General features: G+C 69.1%; 15 protein-coding genes. 11 read left to right on the top strand and 4 right to left on the bottom strand.

Going from position 1 to position 14,747, the window contains the following annotated elements:
* Positions 1–4: 4 nt before the first annotated feature.
* Both ACZYY4_RS10440 and ACZYY4_RS10435 read left to right on the top strand, forming a co-directional pair.
* Positions 5–499, top strand: coding sequence for a carboxymuconolactone decarboxylase family protein (locus ACZYY4_RS10440; protein WP_463809896.1), 495 nt, complete (start codon positions 5–7; stop codon positions 497–499).
* A gap of 191 nt (positions 500–690) precedes the next feature.
* On the top strand, positions 691–2,454 hold the full coding sequence (locus ACZYY4_RS10435) for a CocE/NonD family hydrolase (RefSeq protein ID WP_463809988.1): 1,764 nt from the start codon (positions 691–693) through the stop codon (positions 2,452–2,454).
* Between the two features lie 10 nt (positions 2,455–2,464).
* On the opposite strand, the gene ACZYY4_RS10430 is transcribed toward ACZYY4_RS10435, so the two are convergent.
* Positions 2,465–2,941 (bottom strand): SRPBCC family protein, encoded by a 477-nt coding sequence (locus ACZYY4_RS10430; protein ID WP_463809895.1) that lies wholly within the window; start codon positions 2,939–2,941, stop codon positions 2,465–2,467.
* Positions 2,942–3,038: 97 nt separating this feature from the next.
* Positions 3,039–4,052, bottom strand: a complete 1,014-nt coding sequence (locus ACZYY4_RS10425) for an esterase family protein (RefSeq protein ID WP_463809894.1) — start codon at positions 4,050–4,052, stop codon at positions 3,039–3,041.
* Between the two features lie 355 nt (positions 4,053–4,407).
* On the opposite strand from ACZYY4_RS10425, the gene ACZYY4_RS10420 reads away from it, so the two are divergent.
* Complete coding sequence (locus ACZYY4_RS10420; protein WP_463809893.1) at positions 4,408–5,520, top strand: DUF7159 family protein; 1,113 nt, start codon at positions 4,408–4,410, stop codon at positions 5,518–5,520.
* Position 5,521: 1 nt separating this feature from the next.
* On the opposite strand, the gene ACZYY4_RS10415 is transcribed toward ACZYY4_RS10420, so the two are convergent.
* Positions 5,522–6,094 carry a YceI family protein gene (locus ACZYY4_RS10415; RefSeq protein WP_463809892.1) on the bottom strand — a complete coding sequence of 191 codons (573 nt, stop codon included), beginning with the start codon at positions 6,092–6,094 and terminating at the stop codon, positions 5,522–5,524.
* Positions 6,095–6,229: 135 nt separating this feature from the next.
* On the opposite strand from ACZYY4_RS10415, the gene ACZYY4_RS10410 reads away from it, so the two are divergent.
* From ACZYY4_RS10410 to ACZYY4_RS10375, 8 genes are all read left to right on the top strand, one after another.
* On the top strand, positions 6,230–6,652 hold the full coding sequence (locus ACZYY4_RS10410) for a hypothetical protein (protein WP_463809891.1): 423 nt from the start codon (positions 6,230–6,232) through the stop codon (positions 6,650–6,652).
* A 95-nt stretch (positions 6,653–6,747) separates the two neighbouring features.
* Positions 6,748–8,169 carry a glucose-6-phosphate dehydrogenase gene (locus ACZYY4_RS10405; RefSeq protein ID WP_463809890.1) on the top strand — a complete coding sequence of 474 codons (1,422 nt, stop codon included), beginning with the start codon at positions 6,748–6,750 and terminating at the stop codon, positions 8,167–8,169.
* A gap of 56 nt (positions 8,170–8,225) precedes the next feature.
* The gene (gene gnd, locus ACZYY4_RS10400) at positions 8,226–9,245 is read left to right on the top strand and encodes a phosphogluconate dehydrogenase (NAD(+)-dependent, decarboxylating) (protein ID WP_463809889.1); all 1,020 of its coding nucleotides are present in this window, start codon (positions 8,226–8,228) and stop codon (positions 9,243–9,245) included.
* A gap of 85 nt (positions 9,246–9,330) precedes the next feature.
* Positions 9,331–10,332 carry a DUF4129 domain-containing protein gene (locus ACZYY4_RS10395; protein WP_463809987.1) on the top strand — a complete coding sequence of 334 codons (1,002 nt, stop codon included), beginning with the start codon at positions 9,331–9,333 and terminating at the stop codon, positions 10,330–10,332.
* Positions 10,329–10,817, top strand: coding sequence for a hypothetical protein (locus ACZYY4_RS10390; protein WP_463809888.1), 489 nt, complete (start codon positions 10,329–10,331; stop codon positions 10,815–10,817). The genes ACZYY4_RS10395 and ACZYY4_RS10390 overlap by 4 nt, the downstream gene beginning before the upstream one ends.
* Positions 10,814–11,818 (top strand): AAA family ATPase, encoded by a 1,005-nt coding sequence (locus ACZYY4_RS10385; RefSeq protein WP_463809887.1) that lies wholly within the window; start codon positions 10,814–10,816, stop codon positions 11,816–11,818. The genes ACZYY4_RS10390 and ACZYY4_RS10385 overlap by 4 nt, the downstream gene beginning before the upstream one ends.
* Positions 11,815–13,098, top strand: a complete 1,284-nt coding sequence (locus ACZYY4_RS10380; protein WP_463809886.1) for a DUF58 domain-containing protein — start codon at positions 11,815–11,817, stop codon at positions 13,096–13,098. The genes ACZYY4_RS10385 and ACZYY4_RS10380 overlap by 4 nt, the downstream gene beginning before the upstream one ends.
* Positions 13,098–13,544 carry a hypothetical protein gene (locus ACZYY4_RS10375; protein WP_463809885.1) on the top strand — a complete coding sequence of 149 codons (447 nt, stop codon included), beginning with the start codon at positions 13,098–13,100 and terminating at the stop codon, positions 13,542–13,544. Before ACZYY4_RS10380 ends, ACZYY4_RS10375 begins: the two co-directional genes overlap by 1 nt.
* Positions 13,545–13,548: 4 nt before the next feature.
* Here the strand turns inward: ACZYY4_RS10375 and ACZYY4_RS10370 are convergent, their stop codons facing one another.
* On the bottom strand, positions 13,549–14,679 hold the full coding sequence (locus tag ACZYY4_RS10370) for a nitronate monooxygenase (RefSeq protein ID WP_463809883.1): 1,131 nt from the start codon (positions 14,677–14,679) through the stop codon (positions 13,549–13,551).
* Positions 14,680–14,747 lie beyond the last annotated feature (68 nt).

Here is a 14,747-nt window from a genome sequence, read left to right as displayed (position 1 = left end):
AGGTATGAGCCGAATCGGAACTTTCCCCGCGGATGACCTGACCGCCTGGATGGCCAAATCGCCCGAACTCGCCGCGGGCATCGGTGGATTCAGTACCGCGGTCTACAACCGCGGTCGACTGCCGATGCGCACTCGGGAGCTGGCCCGGATGGTGATCGCCTACGACAACGAGTGCGCGGTGTGCGTCAACACCCGCGACGCCGATGGCCCCGCAGCCGGGGTGAGCGAAGAGCTCTACGACCATGTGGCGGAATGGCGCACCTGGCCTGGCTACAACGACCAAGAACGCCTCGCGGCGGAGTTCGCCCATCGGTTCGCCATCGACCACACCGGTCTGCGCGACGACGAGGACTTCTGGTCGCGGTGCGCCGGGCACTTCAGCGACGAACTGCTCGCCGACCTCGCGCTGTCGTGTGCGCTGTGGTTGGGCATGGGGCGGTTGCTGCGCACCCTGGACATCGGTCAGGCCTGCGCGTTCACCCTGCCCAGCCGCGCTTGATGGCAGGACGGCGGTTGCGCCGAGCCGGATTGGCGTTGGCGGCTGCCGCTGCGGCGGGGGGCGCCGGCGTGGCGGCGCTGAAGTCGGCCGCCAACCGAACCCACCGGAACGCCACGTCGCCGCTGCGCCCGGAGTGGACCGTCCCGCCCGCACAGTATGGAGTCGGGGTGCGGCGCAATGTCGCCGTGCAGATGAGCGACGGTGTCGTGCTGCGCGCCGACGTGCATTTCCCCACGGTGCGCGAGACCGGGGAGCCGGCGGCGGGACCGTTTCCGGTGCTGCTGTCGCTTACCCCGTACGGCAAACTGGCCCCACCACCGGCGGCGCAGATCGGCGGAGGTCCCACGCCTCGCCTGATCCGGCGCGGCTATATCGAGGCGATGGTCGACGTCCGCGGAACCGGGGCATCCGGTGGATCGTTTGAGATGTTGAACGCCGACCAGGCCCGCGACGGGGCCGAGTTGGTCAGCTGGGCGGCGACGCTGCCCAACGCCAACGGCCGGGTCGGCATGTTCGGCATCTCCTACCTGGCGATCAACCAGCTGTTCACCGCCGCCGCCGTCGGCCCGGACTCGCCGCTGAAGGCGATCTTCCCGGTGATGGCCGCCAACGACTTCTACCGGGATGTCGCCGCGATGGGCGGAGCGCCCCACCTGCCTGCCGTGCGCGGTTATGGCGCGGTGTACGCGCTGCTCAATGTCGTCAACCCGACGTTGGAGTTCTTCACGCCGGGCGGACATGAGCGGCCCCGCGCGGGCGGGCTGGCGGCCGTCCGCCAGCGCGGCAAAGATCAGCGCAGCTACTTCGGGCCCCTGACCGCGGACGTACGCGCCGGCGGTGACGCCGCCTACGACGGGCCGTTGTGGGACGACATGCGGCCCGACCGGGTGCTGGCCGAGATCGCCGCCAACGACGTAGCCGTCTTTCTGGTGGGCGGCTGGCACGACGCCTTCCAGCGCGGCGCGCCGCTGAACTACGCCGCGCTGCAGAACGCCAGTGTCGGCCGCCCGGCGAGCGCCCCGATGCAACCCGGACAGCCGGTGACCGACCGGATCAGGCTGATGATGGGGCCCTGGTACCACGTGTCGGGTTACGACGGCCTGCGCCTGCAGGATCTGCAGTTGCGCTGGTTCGACCACTGGCTCAAAGACGATGCGGGCGCGGCGATCTCCGGCCCGCCGTTCACCTTCCAGGCGATCGGTGACAGCCGGTGGTATCACACCCGCGAGTACCCGATCGCTGAAGCTGCACCGACCCGGCTGTATCTGGCTCAGCAGGGCCGGTTGGTGGCCGAGGCCGCGGCCGAACACAGCGTGGCCATGCTGCCCTACCGGCCACGCGGGCCGATGTCGGGGCGCAGCCTGGAACAGTGGTCGTTGGGACTCAACAGTTTCGTCGCGGCGGCGGCCGGTGGCCGCACCCGCTACGACCAGGACAACCGCCGGATGCAGCGGGGCGCGTTGAGCTACACCACTGAAGCGTTCGACTCGCCGGTCCTGCTCGCCGGGCCGATCACACTCCACGTCCAGCTCACGGCCGACACCACCGAGACACTGCTGGTCGCCCATCTCGACGACGTCGCGCCGGAGGGGGTCAACCGCCCGCTGAGCCAGGGGGCGCTACTGGGGTCCCATCGGGAGCTGGACCCGGACCGGACCTGGTATTCCCCGGATGGCACGGTGCTGCGCCCGCACCACATCAGCACTCGATCCGCGGTGCGGCCCGTCGAACCGGGGGAGGTGACCGGCTACGACATCGAGATCTTTCCGACCGCGGCGATGATCGCCCCCGGGCACCGGCTGCGGCTGACCCTGACCACCTACGATTTCCCGCACCTGGTGCCGACCGCGCCGGCACGGCGGGCGCTGGCCGGCGGCACCTACCGCCTGCACCAGGGCGGTTCCGCCCCGTCGTTCCTGGTGGTGCCGCTGGCGGATCCGGACGCTGTGGGCTAACCGCCCTCGGCTATCCCTGTTCTGCGACGTCGCGGATGCGTTCCAGGGTGCGCCGCATGTCGCGAATGTTGTTGCGCTGCCGCAGGAAACCGCCGAACGCGTAGTAGTACAGGGTGGTCAGGAAGGAATCGGCCAGCTTGAACGACTCGGTGACGTCGGTGCCGTCCGCGGTGGGGGTCAGCTCGTAGCGCCAGCGGTTCAGCGCTCGATCACCGGCGAGCACCGCGAACCCGAACACCCGATTCGGCTCGCACTCGGTGACCCGGCACGCCGTCCAGTACACCGGTCCGATCCCGTTGCGCCGGACGTGCCCGCGGAACCGTGCGCCCACCGCCGGGCCGGTGGCGCCGTCGAGCCATTCGGCCTCGAAGGTCTCCGGGGAGAACTTCCCGATGTTGCGGACGTCGGCCACCAGATCCCAGATCCGCTCGGCCGGAGCTGCCATATGAACTGTCGCGGAACCCTGCATGCTTGCCAATCCAAGCATGTCTGCCGCGGCGGCGGTAACCCCGCCCGGGCAAAGCACTGAGCCCCACCCGAATCGGGTGGGGCTCAGTGATCAAGCTGCGAAGCTCATGCGGGCGTTAGCCCTCCGAGCCTCCGGTGCCCTCGGCGCTGCCGCCGCCGGCGCTGGCGCCCAGGTGGCTCTGCAGATCAGGCTTCATCGCCTGCAGCTGAGCGCCCCAGTACTCCCAGCTGTGGGTGCCGTAGTCCGGGAAGTTGAAGATGGCGTTGCTGCCACCGGCCGCGGTGTAGAGCTCCTGGAACTTCTTGTTCTGGCCGATCATGAAGTTGCCCTCGAGGAACGTCGCGGGCAGGTTGTCGCCGCCCAGCTCGTTCGGGCGACCGTTGCCGCAGTAGACCCACAGCCGGGTGTTGTTGGCCACCAGCTTGTCGACGTTGACCGTCGGGTCGTTGCGCAGCCACGCCGGGTCGTTGTCGGGACCCCACATGTCTTCCTTCTTGTAGCCGCCGGCGTCACCCATCGCCAGGCCGATCCAGCTCTTACCCTCGGAGGGGTTGACGTAGCCGGACAGCGAACCCGCGTAGGTGAACTGGTTCGGGTGGTAGATCGCCAGGTTCATCGCGGATGCACCGGCCATCGACAGGCCGACGGCAGCGTTGCGGCTCTGGCTCACGCCGTACTCCGAGGCCAGGTAGGACGGCAGCTCACTGGTGAGGAAGGTCTCCCACTTGTAGGTGGAGCAACCCGCCTTGCCGCAGGCCGGCTTGTACCAGTCGCTGTAGAAGCTGGACTGGCCACCGACCGGCATGATCACCGAGATGCCCGACTGGTAGTACCACTCGAACGCCGGGGTGTTGATGTCCCAGCCGTTGAAGTCGTCCTGGGCCCGCATACCGTCGAGCAGGTACAGCCCCGGGGAGCCCGAACCGCCGGGCTGGAACTGGACCTTGATGTCGCGGCCCATACCTGCCGAAGGAACCTGCAGGTACTCGACCGGCAGACCCGGCCGCGAGAACGCCGATGCGGTCGCTTCGCTACCCGTCAGGCCGATCAGCCCCGGCAGCGCTGCTGCGGCCACCGCGCCGACCATAAGTCGGCGCACCCAGCGCATTCCCTTGGTCACGTCTGTCATTCCTGCCCCTTGTCGTCTTGCTGCGGAACGCTCTCCAAATATTCTCAAAGTAGCTACTCGGTCGATCGCAACGCAAAGCACGTCACCGTTTGTGTGTCGGCCTTCACATGCAACAACGGCCGCTATCCGCAACTCCGCGGCCGTCTCGGGTATCCGACCCGCGGTATAGCATACCCGATTTCCGGGCGGGACCCGGTTAGGCACAGCTGTACGACGCGCGTAGGCTCGCCTCCGGTAAGCCGACAAGACCACACTGTCCCTGGGCTGTCCCCGCTCCGCTCCGGTGCCCGCCGAGCCCCACCACGGGCGAGGCGAAGGCTCTCCGCCGACGCGGTGACATCGCAGATCAGGACGATTGGGGCGCGCGATTTTGGATACGGTACTGGGGCTGGCGATGACGCCGACGACGATCGGCTGGGTCATGGCCGAGGGGCGGGACAACAGCTTCCCGACGGTTTCCGGTGACGAGTTCGTTATCACCCGCGGTGATGCCGGGTCCGACGCGGTGAGCATGGCGTCCTCGGCGTCGGCCGTCGCCGGTCGGGTACGCACCGTGCTGGCCGAGCGCGGCGAGCGGCTGCACGGAGTGGGCGTGACCTGGAGCGATGAGGCGGCCGTCGGGGCCGCGCTGCTGCTGGAGTCGCTGGCCGACGTCGGCTTCGACAACGTGGTGCCGGTGCGATTCAGTCGGGCCGCCGCGTCACTGACCAGCGGCATCGAGACCGGCGGCGGACAGACCGCGGTGTGCGTCATCGAACCCGGATGGGCCACGCTGGTGGCGTTCGACGGCTCAACTGACGCGGATCCGATAGTCACCGGCGCTCCGATCGACGGCGCCGATGATGTGATCGGTTGGCTGGCGGAAGCCTTCGGGTCGGGCGGGCGTCGGCCCGAGGTGCTGATGGTGGCCGGTTCGATGCGCGGCATGGACCGACTCGGGCGCCGTCTGGAGTCCACGCTGTCGGTGCCTGTCTTCGTTCAGGCCGGAGCACAGCAGGCGTTGGCGCGCGGGGCGGCGCTGTCCCTGGGGCCGCACGCCGACCTGTCCGGCCCACCGGCGGCGGGAATTCCGGCCGGCCGGGAGGTCGGAGCTATCGGCTCTGACCGTTCGATGTCGCTGTCGTACGCCGGAGCACTGATGATGCTGGTCGGAGGAGCGGTGACGTTCGTCGCGTCGGTATCCGCCGCGCTGAGCCTGCAGCTGGGCCCGAGCCGGGACGTCCCGGAGGTGCGGCCGGCCGAACACGTGACGGTGGCGCGTGTCGCCGTGCCCGGCGCCCCGCCACCCGCTGCTCCCGTGGTGCCACCCCCGGCAGCCCCGGCGCCCGTGGCCGAGATGCCGGAGGGGCCCGCCGAGATCGGCTCGCTGTGGGACGGGCCGGTCATGGACCCGGGGCCGCCGCCGAGCGGCGGACCGTCACTGCTGGACCGGGTCCGCAACCGCATTCCGCGCCTTCCCGGCCGCTGAGTCAGGACCCGCGGATCTGCTGGGCCGAGACCGTCGCCGAGAATGACACCGTCACCTCATCGGCGACCTTCATGGCCCCCATCAGCATCGAATAGCGCCGCACGCCGAAGTCGGCGTGGCGCACCACGGTTTCGCCGTCCACCCGCCACGAACCGGCGAGATCAACCACCCGCACCTCAATGACATGCGGCTTCGACGTGCCGCGGATCTCCAGCGTCCCGGCCAGCCGATAACCGTCGTCGGTCGATTCGATGTCGTTGCACTCGAACCGGATTCGCTCAAACTTGCCCGCGTCCAGACAGTTGCGCGCATTGGTTCGGATCAGGGCCTTCTCCGGAGCGGTCAGCGGGGTCAGCCCGCCGTCGCCGTGCAGCACCCTCAGTGAATCGACCTCGACGGTCAACGCGACGGCGGTGGGCCGCTCGCCTGACCAGGACACCGCCGCTTGCCAGCGCTCCATGGCGATGGTGAGCCGGTGGCCCATCTTCGCGGCGCGCCCGGACACACCCGTGGTGAGCTGCAGCTGACCGTGCGATGCGTCGAACTTCCCCTGCGTCCCGGCCACCTGCGGCACTCTAACGGCCTTGCACGTCGGCAGGCGCGTCAGCCGACAGCATTCGGCGGATTCCCGATGAGCCGCCGCGACCACCCGTTAGGCTTTCACCCGGGGCCGCCTGCTGGCCAGGATCGACCGACTTAAGGGCGAAGAATGATTCGTGAACTAGCTGCAGCTGCTTTCCTCGCGGGCGCCGCGGGTGCAGTCGCCGTCAGTGGTGCGCCGGCCGCCGGTGCGTACCCGGGTGATGTGCCGGGCATGGCCGAAGGGCAGCGACAAGGCGACGCGTGCTTCAGCTGGGAGCGCTTCATCTACGGCCACGGCCCCAACGGCCAGGCGCTGGCATGCCATTTCATCGCCAACCAGTGGCCACCCAAGGACACCGGGTTCTGGCAGATTTCCTACCCGCTCTACGGGGTACAGGACATCGGTGCCCCGTGCCCGAATCCGCAGTCGGCCGCGCAGTCGCCCGACGGGCTACCGCTGCTGTGCCTGGGCGCGCGGGGCTGGCAGCCCGGCATCTACACCGGTGGCATCGGTCCGTACTTCCCACCCGGGATCGCCCAGGTCGGGTGACCGTGACGTGAGCCCGCCCCGGGTATTCGCCGGACAGCCTTCGTCCAGGCGGGTGCACTAGCTTCGATCGCGGGCTACACGGGGAGGTGCCGGATTTGTCTGGACGTGATGCTGCGACGTCAGAGATGTTGGTGATCTTCGGGATAACCGGCGACCTGGCGCGCAAGATGACGTTTCGCGCGCTGTACCGACTGGAGCGCCGCAAGCTTCTGGACGTACCCATCCTGGGGGTGGCCAGCGACGACATCACCGTCGAAGAGTTGGTCAAGCGGGCCGAGAAAGCGATCCGGGACGCCGACGAGCCGTTCGACGAGGCGGTGTTTCGCCGGTTGGCAGATCGGTTGTCCTACTTGCACGGTGACGTCACCGATGCCGCACTCTACGAGGAGCTCGCCGAGCGTGTCGGTGCCGACCGGCAATGCCTGTACTACCTGGAGATGCCACCGTCACTGTTCGCCCCGATCGCCGAAAACCTCGGCCGGGCAGGCCTGCTGGAGCGGTCCCGGGTAGCGGTGGAGAAGCCGTTCGGCCGCGACCTGGCCTCCGCCCGTGACCTGAACGCCCGGTTGCGGGCGGTGCTGCGCGAGGACCAGATCCTGCGGGTGGATCACTTCCTGGGCAAGGAACCCGTTGCCGACGTGGAGGGCCTGCGGTTCGCCAACACGACACTCGCCGAACTGTGGGATCGGCACAGCATCGCCGAAATCCACATCACCATGGCCGAGAACTTCGGCGTCGAGGATCGCGGCAGCTTCTACGACGACGTCGGTGCGTTGCGCGATGTGGTGCAGAATCACCTACTGCAGGTGCTGGCGCTGATCGCCATGGAACCACCGGTAGGTCCCGGCGACGACGACCTCAACGACAAGAAGGCCGAGGTGTTCCGGGCCATGCCGGCGGCCGATCCGGCGCACTACGTGCGAGGTCAATACCGCGGTTACGCCGACGTCCCCGGGGTGGCCGGCGGGTCGCAGACCGAGACGTTCGTCGCGTTGCGTCTGCAGATCGAGAACTGGCGCTGGTCCGGGGTGCCGATCTTCCTGCGGGCCGGCAAGGCTCTGCCGCAACGCGTCACGGAGGTCCGGTTGTTCACCCGCCGGGTACCGGCACTGGCGTTCATGCCGCAACGCGAACGCGCGCCGCGAAATCAGATCGTGCTGCGCATCGATCCCGATCCGGGCATGCGGCTGCAGCTGGTGGCGCAGGACGACGACGTCTGGCGCGATGTGCACCTGGACTCCTCCTTCGCCCAAGATCTGGGCGAACCGATCCAGCCCTATGAGCGGTTGCTGCATGCCGCGATGATCGGCGACCGCAGCTTGTTCGCCCGCGAGGACAGTATCGAGGAGACTTGGCGCATCGTTGCCCCGCTGCTCGAGCAGCCAGGGGAGGTCCATCCCTACGAGCGCGGCTCGTGGGGGCCCGAAGCCGCGACAGCACTGGTGCGCGGTCACCGGAGCTGGCAGAAGCCATGGCTGCCCGTGAGCGACCCGTCAGACAGCGACCCGTCAGACTAAGCCGTCACACCACTAAGCCATCACACCACTAAGCCGTCACACCAAGGAGGACAGATATGCGACTGGGGATGATCGGCCTGGGCCGGATGGGCGCCAATCTCGTGAGGCGACTGGTCGACGACGGCCACGAATGCGTCGTCTACGACCACAATTCCGACGCGGTCGCCGCGCTGGCCGATGCGGACAACATCATCGGCGTGACCTCGCTGTCCGAGCTGGCGGAGAAACTACCCAGCCCTCGGGTGGTGTGGGTGATGGTGCCGGCCGGGAAGATCACCACCGGGGTCATCGAAGAGCTCGCCGACACGCTGACGGCCGACGACATCGTGATCGACGGCGGCAACTCCTACTACCGAGATGACATCGCGCACTCGAAGTTGCTCTCCGACAAGGGCATTCACCTGCTGGACTGTGGCACCAGCGGCGGAGTGTGGGGCCGCGAGCGCGGTTACTGTTTGATGATCGGCGGAGACCGCGACGCGTTCGATCATGCCGAGCCGATCTTCGCCACAGTCGCGCCGGGGGTCGGTGCCGCCCCGCGCACACCGGGACGCGACGGCGAGGTCTCCCAGGCCGAGAACGGCTATCTGTACTGCGGTCCCTCGGGTGCGGGGCACTTCGTGAAGATGGTGCACAACGGCATCGAGTACGGGATGATGGCCTCGATCGCCGAGGGGCTGAACATCCTGCACCACGCCAACATCGGCAAAGTCGACCAACAGGGTGACGCCGAGACCGCGCCGCTGACCAATCCCGAGTACTACCAATACGACATCGACATCGAGCAGGTCACCGAAGTCTGGCGACGGGGCAGCGTGATCGAATCCTGGCTGCTGGACCTGACCGCCAGCGCCCTGCAGAAATCGCCGGCGCTGGAGGAATTCGCCGGGCGGGTCTCCGATTCCGGTGAGGGCCGCTGGACCGTCATCGCCGCGATCGACGAGGGGGTGCCCGCCCCGGTGCTCACCACGGCGCTGTATGCACGCTTCGCCTCGCGTCACCTGTTCGAGTTCGGTGCGAAGGTGCTTTCGGCGATGCGCAAGCAATTCGGCGGGCACGACGAGAAAACTGCGTGAGCTGATCGCGCCCGACGGCGCCTAGAGCACAGTGCGCTGTGCCCGGATCCTGGCCGCTCACGGTCCTGGCATGCCAGTATTGGGGATGCCGCAGCCACGGCGGGCGACCCAGACGAGCGGTGTTCCGGTGAGCGCCGATGCTGACCGGATGACCGGGCGGGTGATCGCCCTGATACTGCTGGTGCTTGCCGCCGGTGCGGCGACGCGCGGCTATCTGCCCGGCGTCACGCACGGTCCGCGCCGGCCGGCCGCCGCGGGACCGGCCGAACCGATCGTGCTGGCCGTGCTTCTCGCGGTGTCCGTCGGCGCCGTCGCGGTCGCCGTGGTTCATCGGGCGCGTCATCGGCGTGCGGTGCCGGGCAGCATGGGTGAGCTGCCCGTGACGCCGGGTGCCGATCGGGGACGGCCGGCGTGGCGGGTGCTGCTCATCGGGCTGGCGGCGGTGACGGTGTGGCTGCTTATGGTCTTGGTGCTGGCGAGACTGGGCGGCGCGCACCGTTTTGCGATCCCGGCAGGCCTCTTCGGGTCGCGCGGTGATGTACCCGCGTCGCCAACCGCCCCGGACGCGCCCGCCCCGACGCCGCTGCACCCACCTCCGGCCGGCCCGGCCGGTGAGGTGCTCGGCCCGCTGCTGGCGGTCACCGCAGTCCTGCTGGTGCTGATCGCCGTGGCGGTCGTGGTCGCACGCGGCCGCAGGGTCTCGTCCGGGCTGGCCCAGGCCCCGGCCGGCCCGGCTGCGGTGCGGGCGCCCACCGCCGGCGAAGCCCTGGCGCGGGCAGCGGAACTCGGATTGACCCGTATCGCCGACCGGAGCCGGGAGCCGCGGGAGGCGATCATCGCCTGCTATGCAGTCATGGAGCGTCACCTTGCCGACGACCCCGACGTGGCACCGCGGGAGTTCGACACCGCCACCGAAGTGCTGGCACGGGCCGTCGAACACCACGCGCTCCCGGCGGACAACGCGGCCCGGCTGGTGGAGCTGTTCACCGAGGCACGTTTCAGCCGGCACCTCATGACCGAGCGGCACCGCGCCGACGCGGTCGCGATGCTGCGGCTGGTGCTCGATGAATTGCGGGCCCCGACATGAAAACGCTTGCTCTGCAAGGCGCGCTGCTGGTGCTCGCGGTGCAGCTTGCGGTGCTGTTGACCCAGCAACGTCAGGTCCTGCTGCCGGCGGCGGGAATCGCGGTCGCGGTGCCGCTGGTCGGCATCCGACGCCTGCTGACAACGGGTGGCGTCGGATCATCTGCGGCGCCGGCGCTCATCGACGAGCCCGGAGAGTCGTTGCAGCGGTGGCTGTCGGGCACCGAGGCCAGAATCCGCTGGGCGGAATCGTCGAGGGCTGACTGGGATCGGCGGTGGCGGCCTATCCTGGCCGGCCGATTCGAGGTCTCCACCGGTCAGCGGCGGGCGAAGAACCTCGCAGCGTTCAGCGCCACCGGGGCGATGCTGTTCGGCGAGGAGCTGTGGCCCTGGGTGGATCCCGGCAATGTCGCCCCCGCCGGAGACCGTGGACCCGGGCCGGGACGTGCGGTGCTGGAGGAGATCCTGTACCGGCTGGAGCAGCGATGAGTGCGGGCCTGTCGGGCACGGCGGCAGCCACCGCCGAGCGCTGCACCGCGGTGCTCGACGAGATCGAGCAGGCGGTGGTGGGCAAACGGGCCGCGCTCACGCTCATTCTGACCGCGGTGCTCGCCGGTGGCCATGTGCTCATCGAAGACCTTCCGGGCCTGGGCAAGACGTTGATCGCGCGGTCGTTCGCCGCCGCGCTGGGACTGGACTTCACCCGGGTGCAATTCACGCCGGACCTGCTGCCGGCAGATCTGCTCGGCACGACCATCTACGACATGACCTCGGGCCGCTTCGAGTTCCGGCGTGGGCCGATCTTCACCAACCTGGTGCTGGCCGACGAGATCAACCGGACCCCGCCCAAGACGCAGGCCGCGTTGCTGGAGGCGATGGCCGAAGGTCAGGTCAGCATTGACGGCCACACCCATCGGTTGCCCTCGCCGTTCATCGTCCTGGCCACCGACAATCCGATCGAGTACGAAGGCACCTACCCGCTGCCGGAGGCGCAGTTGGATCGGTTCGCGATCAGACTGCACCTGGGCTACCTGTCGGAGCAGGGCGAGGCGGCCATGCTGCGCCGGCGTCTGGACCCGGGCGCCGCGCTGCCGACGGTGCGCAAGGTGGTCGATGCCGACGACGTGATGGCGATGCGGGAGTCGGTGGAGCAGGTCAGCGTGCACGACGACGTGCTGCGCTACGTGGTCTCCCTGGCTACCGGCACGCGGAATCATCCGCAGGTGGCAGTGGGGGCCAGTCCGCGTTCCGAACTCGACCTGGTCCAGTTGGCCCGGGCGCGTGCGCTGCTGCTCGGCCGCGACTATGTGATCCCCGAGGACGTCAAGGCACTGGCCACTTCGGCTGTCGCGCACCGGATCACGTTGCGGCCCGAGATGTGGGTGCGGCGCATTCAGGGCTCGGATGTGGTGGAGGAGCTCCTGCGACGGCTGCCGGTGCCGCGGACCCCGGGTGGGCCCGGACTGGTACCGGAGGCGGCGTCGCCGTGACGGACCACCCGGAATCGGATGAGGTCCGCGAAGTCGAAATCGAATTGCGTTGGCGGGCCTCGCCGTTGGCGCGGGCGCTGGCAACCGGCGCGGCCCTGGCCCTGGTGGTGGCGGTGGGCGGGTCGCGCTGGCAGCTGATCGCCTTCGCCGCGCCGTTGCTCGGCGTGCTGTGCTCACTGGGCTGGCAGCCACCGGCGCCGGTGTTCCGGGTGCACGCGAGCCCGGCGGCACAGCGCTGCTTCGAATCCGAGCCGGTCGAGTTGACGGTGTGGGCTGCGCCATCCGCGGGTGAGGCGGCCGCGGTGTTGCTGCACGTGTCGGCACACCCGGCGGTGAAACTGGACACCGTTGCGACCGCGGGTGCGTCCGGTCACCGAGAGTCCGTGACGGCCAGCGCGGAACGCTGGGGCCGCTATCCGATTCGTGCCACTGTCGCCGGCGTGGGGCGGGGCGGGCTGCTGGCCGGGACGGCCACCGTCGACGCCGCCGAGGTCACGGTGTTCCCAGTGGCGCCCCCGCAGTCCACGCCCATCCCACACAGCGAACTGCTCGACCGGGTCGGCACCCACCTGACCCGGCACCCGGGCCGCGGCGTGGAGTACGCCGATATCCGCCCCTACGTGCCCGGCGACCCGTTGCGTTCGGTGAACTGGCCGGTCAGCGCGCGGCGGGGGAGCCTGCACGTGACCGAGCGGCTGACCGACCGTGCCGCCGACGTGGTAGTGCTGATCGACGCCTACCTGCAGCCGCGCGGTCCCGCAACGACTGCGACCGAACGGTCGGTGCTGGGTGCGGCGCAGGTGGTGCAGACCGCGTTGCGCAACGGTGACCGCGCCGGAATAGTCGCGCTCGGGGGCCGGCACCCGCGCTGGGTGGGTGCGGATATCGGGCAGCGCCAGTTCTATCGCATCGTCGATGCCGTACTGGGCGCCGGCGACGGCTTCGAGACCACCACCGGAACACTCGCACCACGGGCGGCGGTGCCGGCGGGCGCCCTGGTCATCGCGTTCTCCACCCTGCTGGACACCGAGTTCGCGCTCGCACTGACGGACTTACGTAAGCGCGGGCACGTGGTGTTGGCGGTCGATGTCCTGGTCGGCCCCCCGTTCGAGGAGGAACCCGATCCGCTGGTGGCCCGGATCTGGACGCTTCAGCGCACCGGCATGTACCGCGACATGGCCACCGTCGGCGTCGACGTCGCATCCTGGTCGCAGCAGCAGCCACTGGAGCAGTCGATGCGCCTGGTGACAGAGCGCCACCGCCCAACGGCGGTGCGGTGATGGAACATTCGGCCGGGGCCACGAGGAACCTGCCGCCGGTGGTGTCCGGCGCGTGCGGGCTGGCGATGGCGGCGGCCGCCGGTTCCGGCACCTCGGGGATCGCTGCGGCCGGGGCGCTGCTGACCGCCGGCGCGGTGCTGACCGGGCTCTGGTGGCGACCGGCGGCGACGGCCGCAGTGGCACTGGCCGTCGCCGTGCTCGGCTTCGCAGATCCGCCGACGGTGTCGGCGGCGGTGGCCGGGCTGGCAGCGGTGGGGTACCTGGTGTTGCGGCACGCCGGCACGATGACGCCGCAGACGGCGATCGCCGCCCTCGGGTTCACCGTCGCGGGGTTGGCCGCGACGGCGTTCCCGTTGAGCCTGCCGTGGCTGCCGTTACTGGCGCCGTTCGCGGTGCTCGGTGTCTACATCCTTGTCGCGCAACCGTTTCTGGTGGCCGAACGGTAGCCGCTCAGACGCCGGAAGCTTCGTTGAGCGCTTCCAGGGTGCTGGTCGCCTCGAGGTACTCCTGCACCCAACGCTGCATGACGGTCGCGGTCTTCTCCACCTTGGTGAACTGTCCGACGACCTGACCCACCGGGTTGAACGCGACGTCGACGCTTTCGTTGGGGTACTTGTTGGTGGCCCGCACCGCCATGCCGGAGACCATGTACTGCAGCGGCATGCCGAGCGGCTTGGGGTTCTCGGGCTGCTCCCACGCCTCGGTCCAGTCATTGCGCAGCATCCGGGCGGGCTTTCCGGTGAAGGAGCGGCTGCGGACGGTGTCGCGGCTGCCCGCCTTGATGTAGGCCTCGTGCTGGGCCTCGGTGTTCGAGGATTCCTCGACCATCAGCCACTGTGAACCGGTCCAGGCGCCCTGGGTGCCCAGCGCCAATGCCGCGGCGATCTGCTGGCCGCTGCCGATGCCACCCGCCGCCAGCACCGGCACCGGTGCCACCGCCTTGACGACCTCGGGCCACAACACGATCGAACCCACCTCGCCGCAGTGGCCGCCGGCCTCGCCGCCCTGGGCGATGATGATGTCCACCCCGGCCGCCGCATGCTTTTGCGCCTGCCGTGCGGAGCCGCACAGGGCGGCCACCTTGCGGCCCGCCTCGTGGATGTGCTTGATCATCTCCGCGGGGGGAGTCCCCAGCGCGTTGGCGATCATGGTCACCTTGGGGTGCTGCAATGCCACCTCGACCTGCGGAGTGGCGGTCGCCTCGGTCCAGCCGAGCAGTTGCAGGCTGTCCTCGTCGGCGTTCTCGACCGGCACACCGTGGTCGGCGAGCAGCTTCTTACCGAAGTCGAGGTGCTGCTGGGGCACCATCGCTTGCAGTTCCTTGGTGAGGGCGTCTGCGGACAGCGTGGAATCCATGCCCTCGTACTTGTTGGGGATGACGATGTCGACGCCGTACGGGTGATCCCCGATGTTCTCGTCAATCCAGTTCAGCTCGATCTCGAGCTGCTCGGGGGTGAACCCGACCGCGCCCAGCACCCCGAAACCGCCGGCCTTGCTCACCGCGACGACCACGTCGCGGCAGTGCGTGAAAGCGAAGATCGGGAACTCGATGCCGAGTTCGTCGCAGAGGGGAGTGTGCATGACCTACTCCAATTCAAAGACGGCGGATTAAAGTGAAACGTGTTCTAATTTAGTACCAGACTCGGCTT

Source organism: Mycobacterium sp. IDUB_21 (assembly GCF_055419425.1).
The sequence above is the reverse complement of the archived record's forward strand: the minus strand, read 5'-3'. Positions and strand labels throughout refer to the sequence as shown.

What these genes read in the sequence shown, in the direction of transcription:
- ACZYY4_RS10410 (WP_463809891.1), top strand. Translation starts at nt 6,230, where the DNA reads ATGATTCGTGAACTAGCTGCAGCTGCTTTCCTCGCGGGCGCCGCGGGT.
- ACZYY4_RS10375 (WP_463809885.1), top strand. Translation starts at nt 13,098, where the DNA reads ATGGAACATTCGGCCGGGGCCACGAGGAACCTGCCGCCGGTGGTGTCC.
- ACZYY4_RS10425 (WP_463809894.1), bottom strand. Translation starts at nt 4,052, where the DNA reads ATGACAGACGTGACCAAGGGAATGCGCTGGGTGCGCCGACTTATGGTC.
- ACZYY4_RS10440 (WP_463809896.1), top strand. Translation starts at nt 5, where the DNA reads ATGAGCCGAATCGGAACTTTCCCCGCGGATGACCTGACCGCCTGGATG.
- ACZYY4_RS10370 (WP_463809883.1), bottom strand. Translation starts at nt 14,679, where the DNA reads ATGCACACTCCCCTCTGCGACGAACTCGGCATCGAGTTCCCGATCTTC.
- ACZYY4_RS10385 (WP_463809887.1), top strand. Translation starts at nt 10,814, where the DNA reads ATGAGTGCGGGCCTGTCGGGCACGGCGGCAGCCACCGCCGAGCGCTGC.
- ACZYY4_RS10395 (WP_463809987.1), top strand. Translation starts at nt 9,331, where the DNA reads ATGCCGCAGCCACGGCGGGCGACCCAGACGAGCGGTGTTCCGGTGAGC.
- ACZYY4_RS10390 (WP_463809888.1), top strand. Translation starts at nt 10,329, where the DNA reads ATGAAAACGCTTGCTCTGCAAGGCGCGCTGCTGGTGCTCGCGGTGCAG.
- ACZYY4_RS10435 (WP_463809988.1), top strand. Translation starts at nt 691, where the DNA reads ATGAGCGACGGTGTCGTGCTGCGCGCCGACGTGCATTTCCCCACGGTG.
- ACZYY4_RS10430 (WP_463809895.1), bottom strand. Translation starts at nt 2,941, where the DNA reads ATGCTTGGATTGGCAAGCATGCAGGGTTCCGCGACAGTTCATATGGCA.
- gnd (WP_463809889.1), top strand. Translation starts at nt 8,226, where the DNA reads ATGCGACTGGGGATGATCGGCCTGGGCCGGATGGGCGCCAATCTCGTG.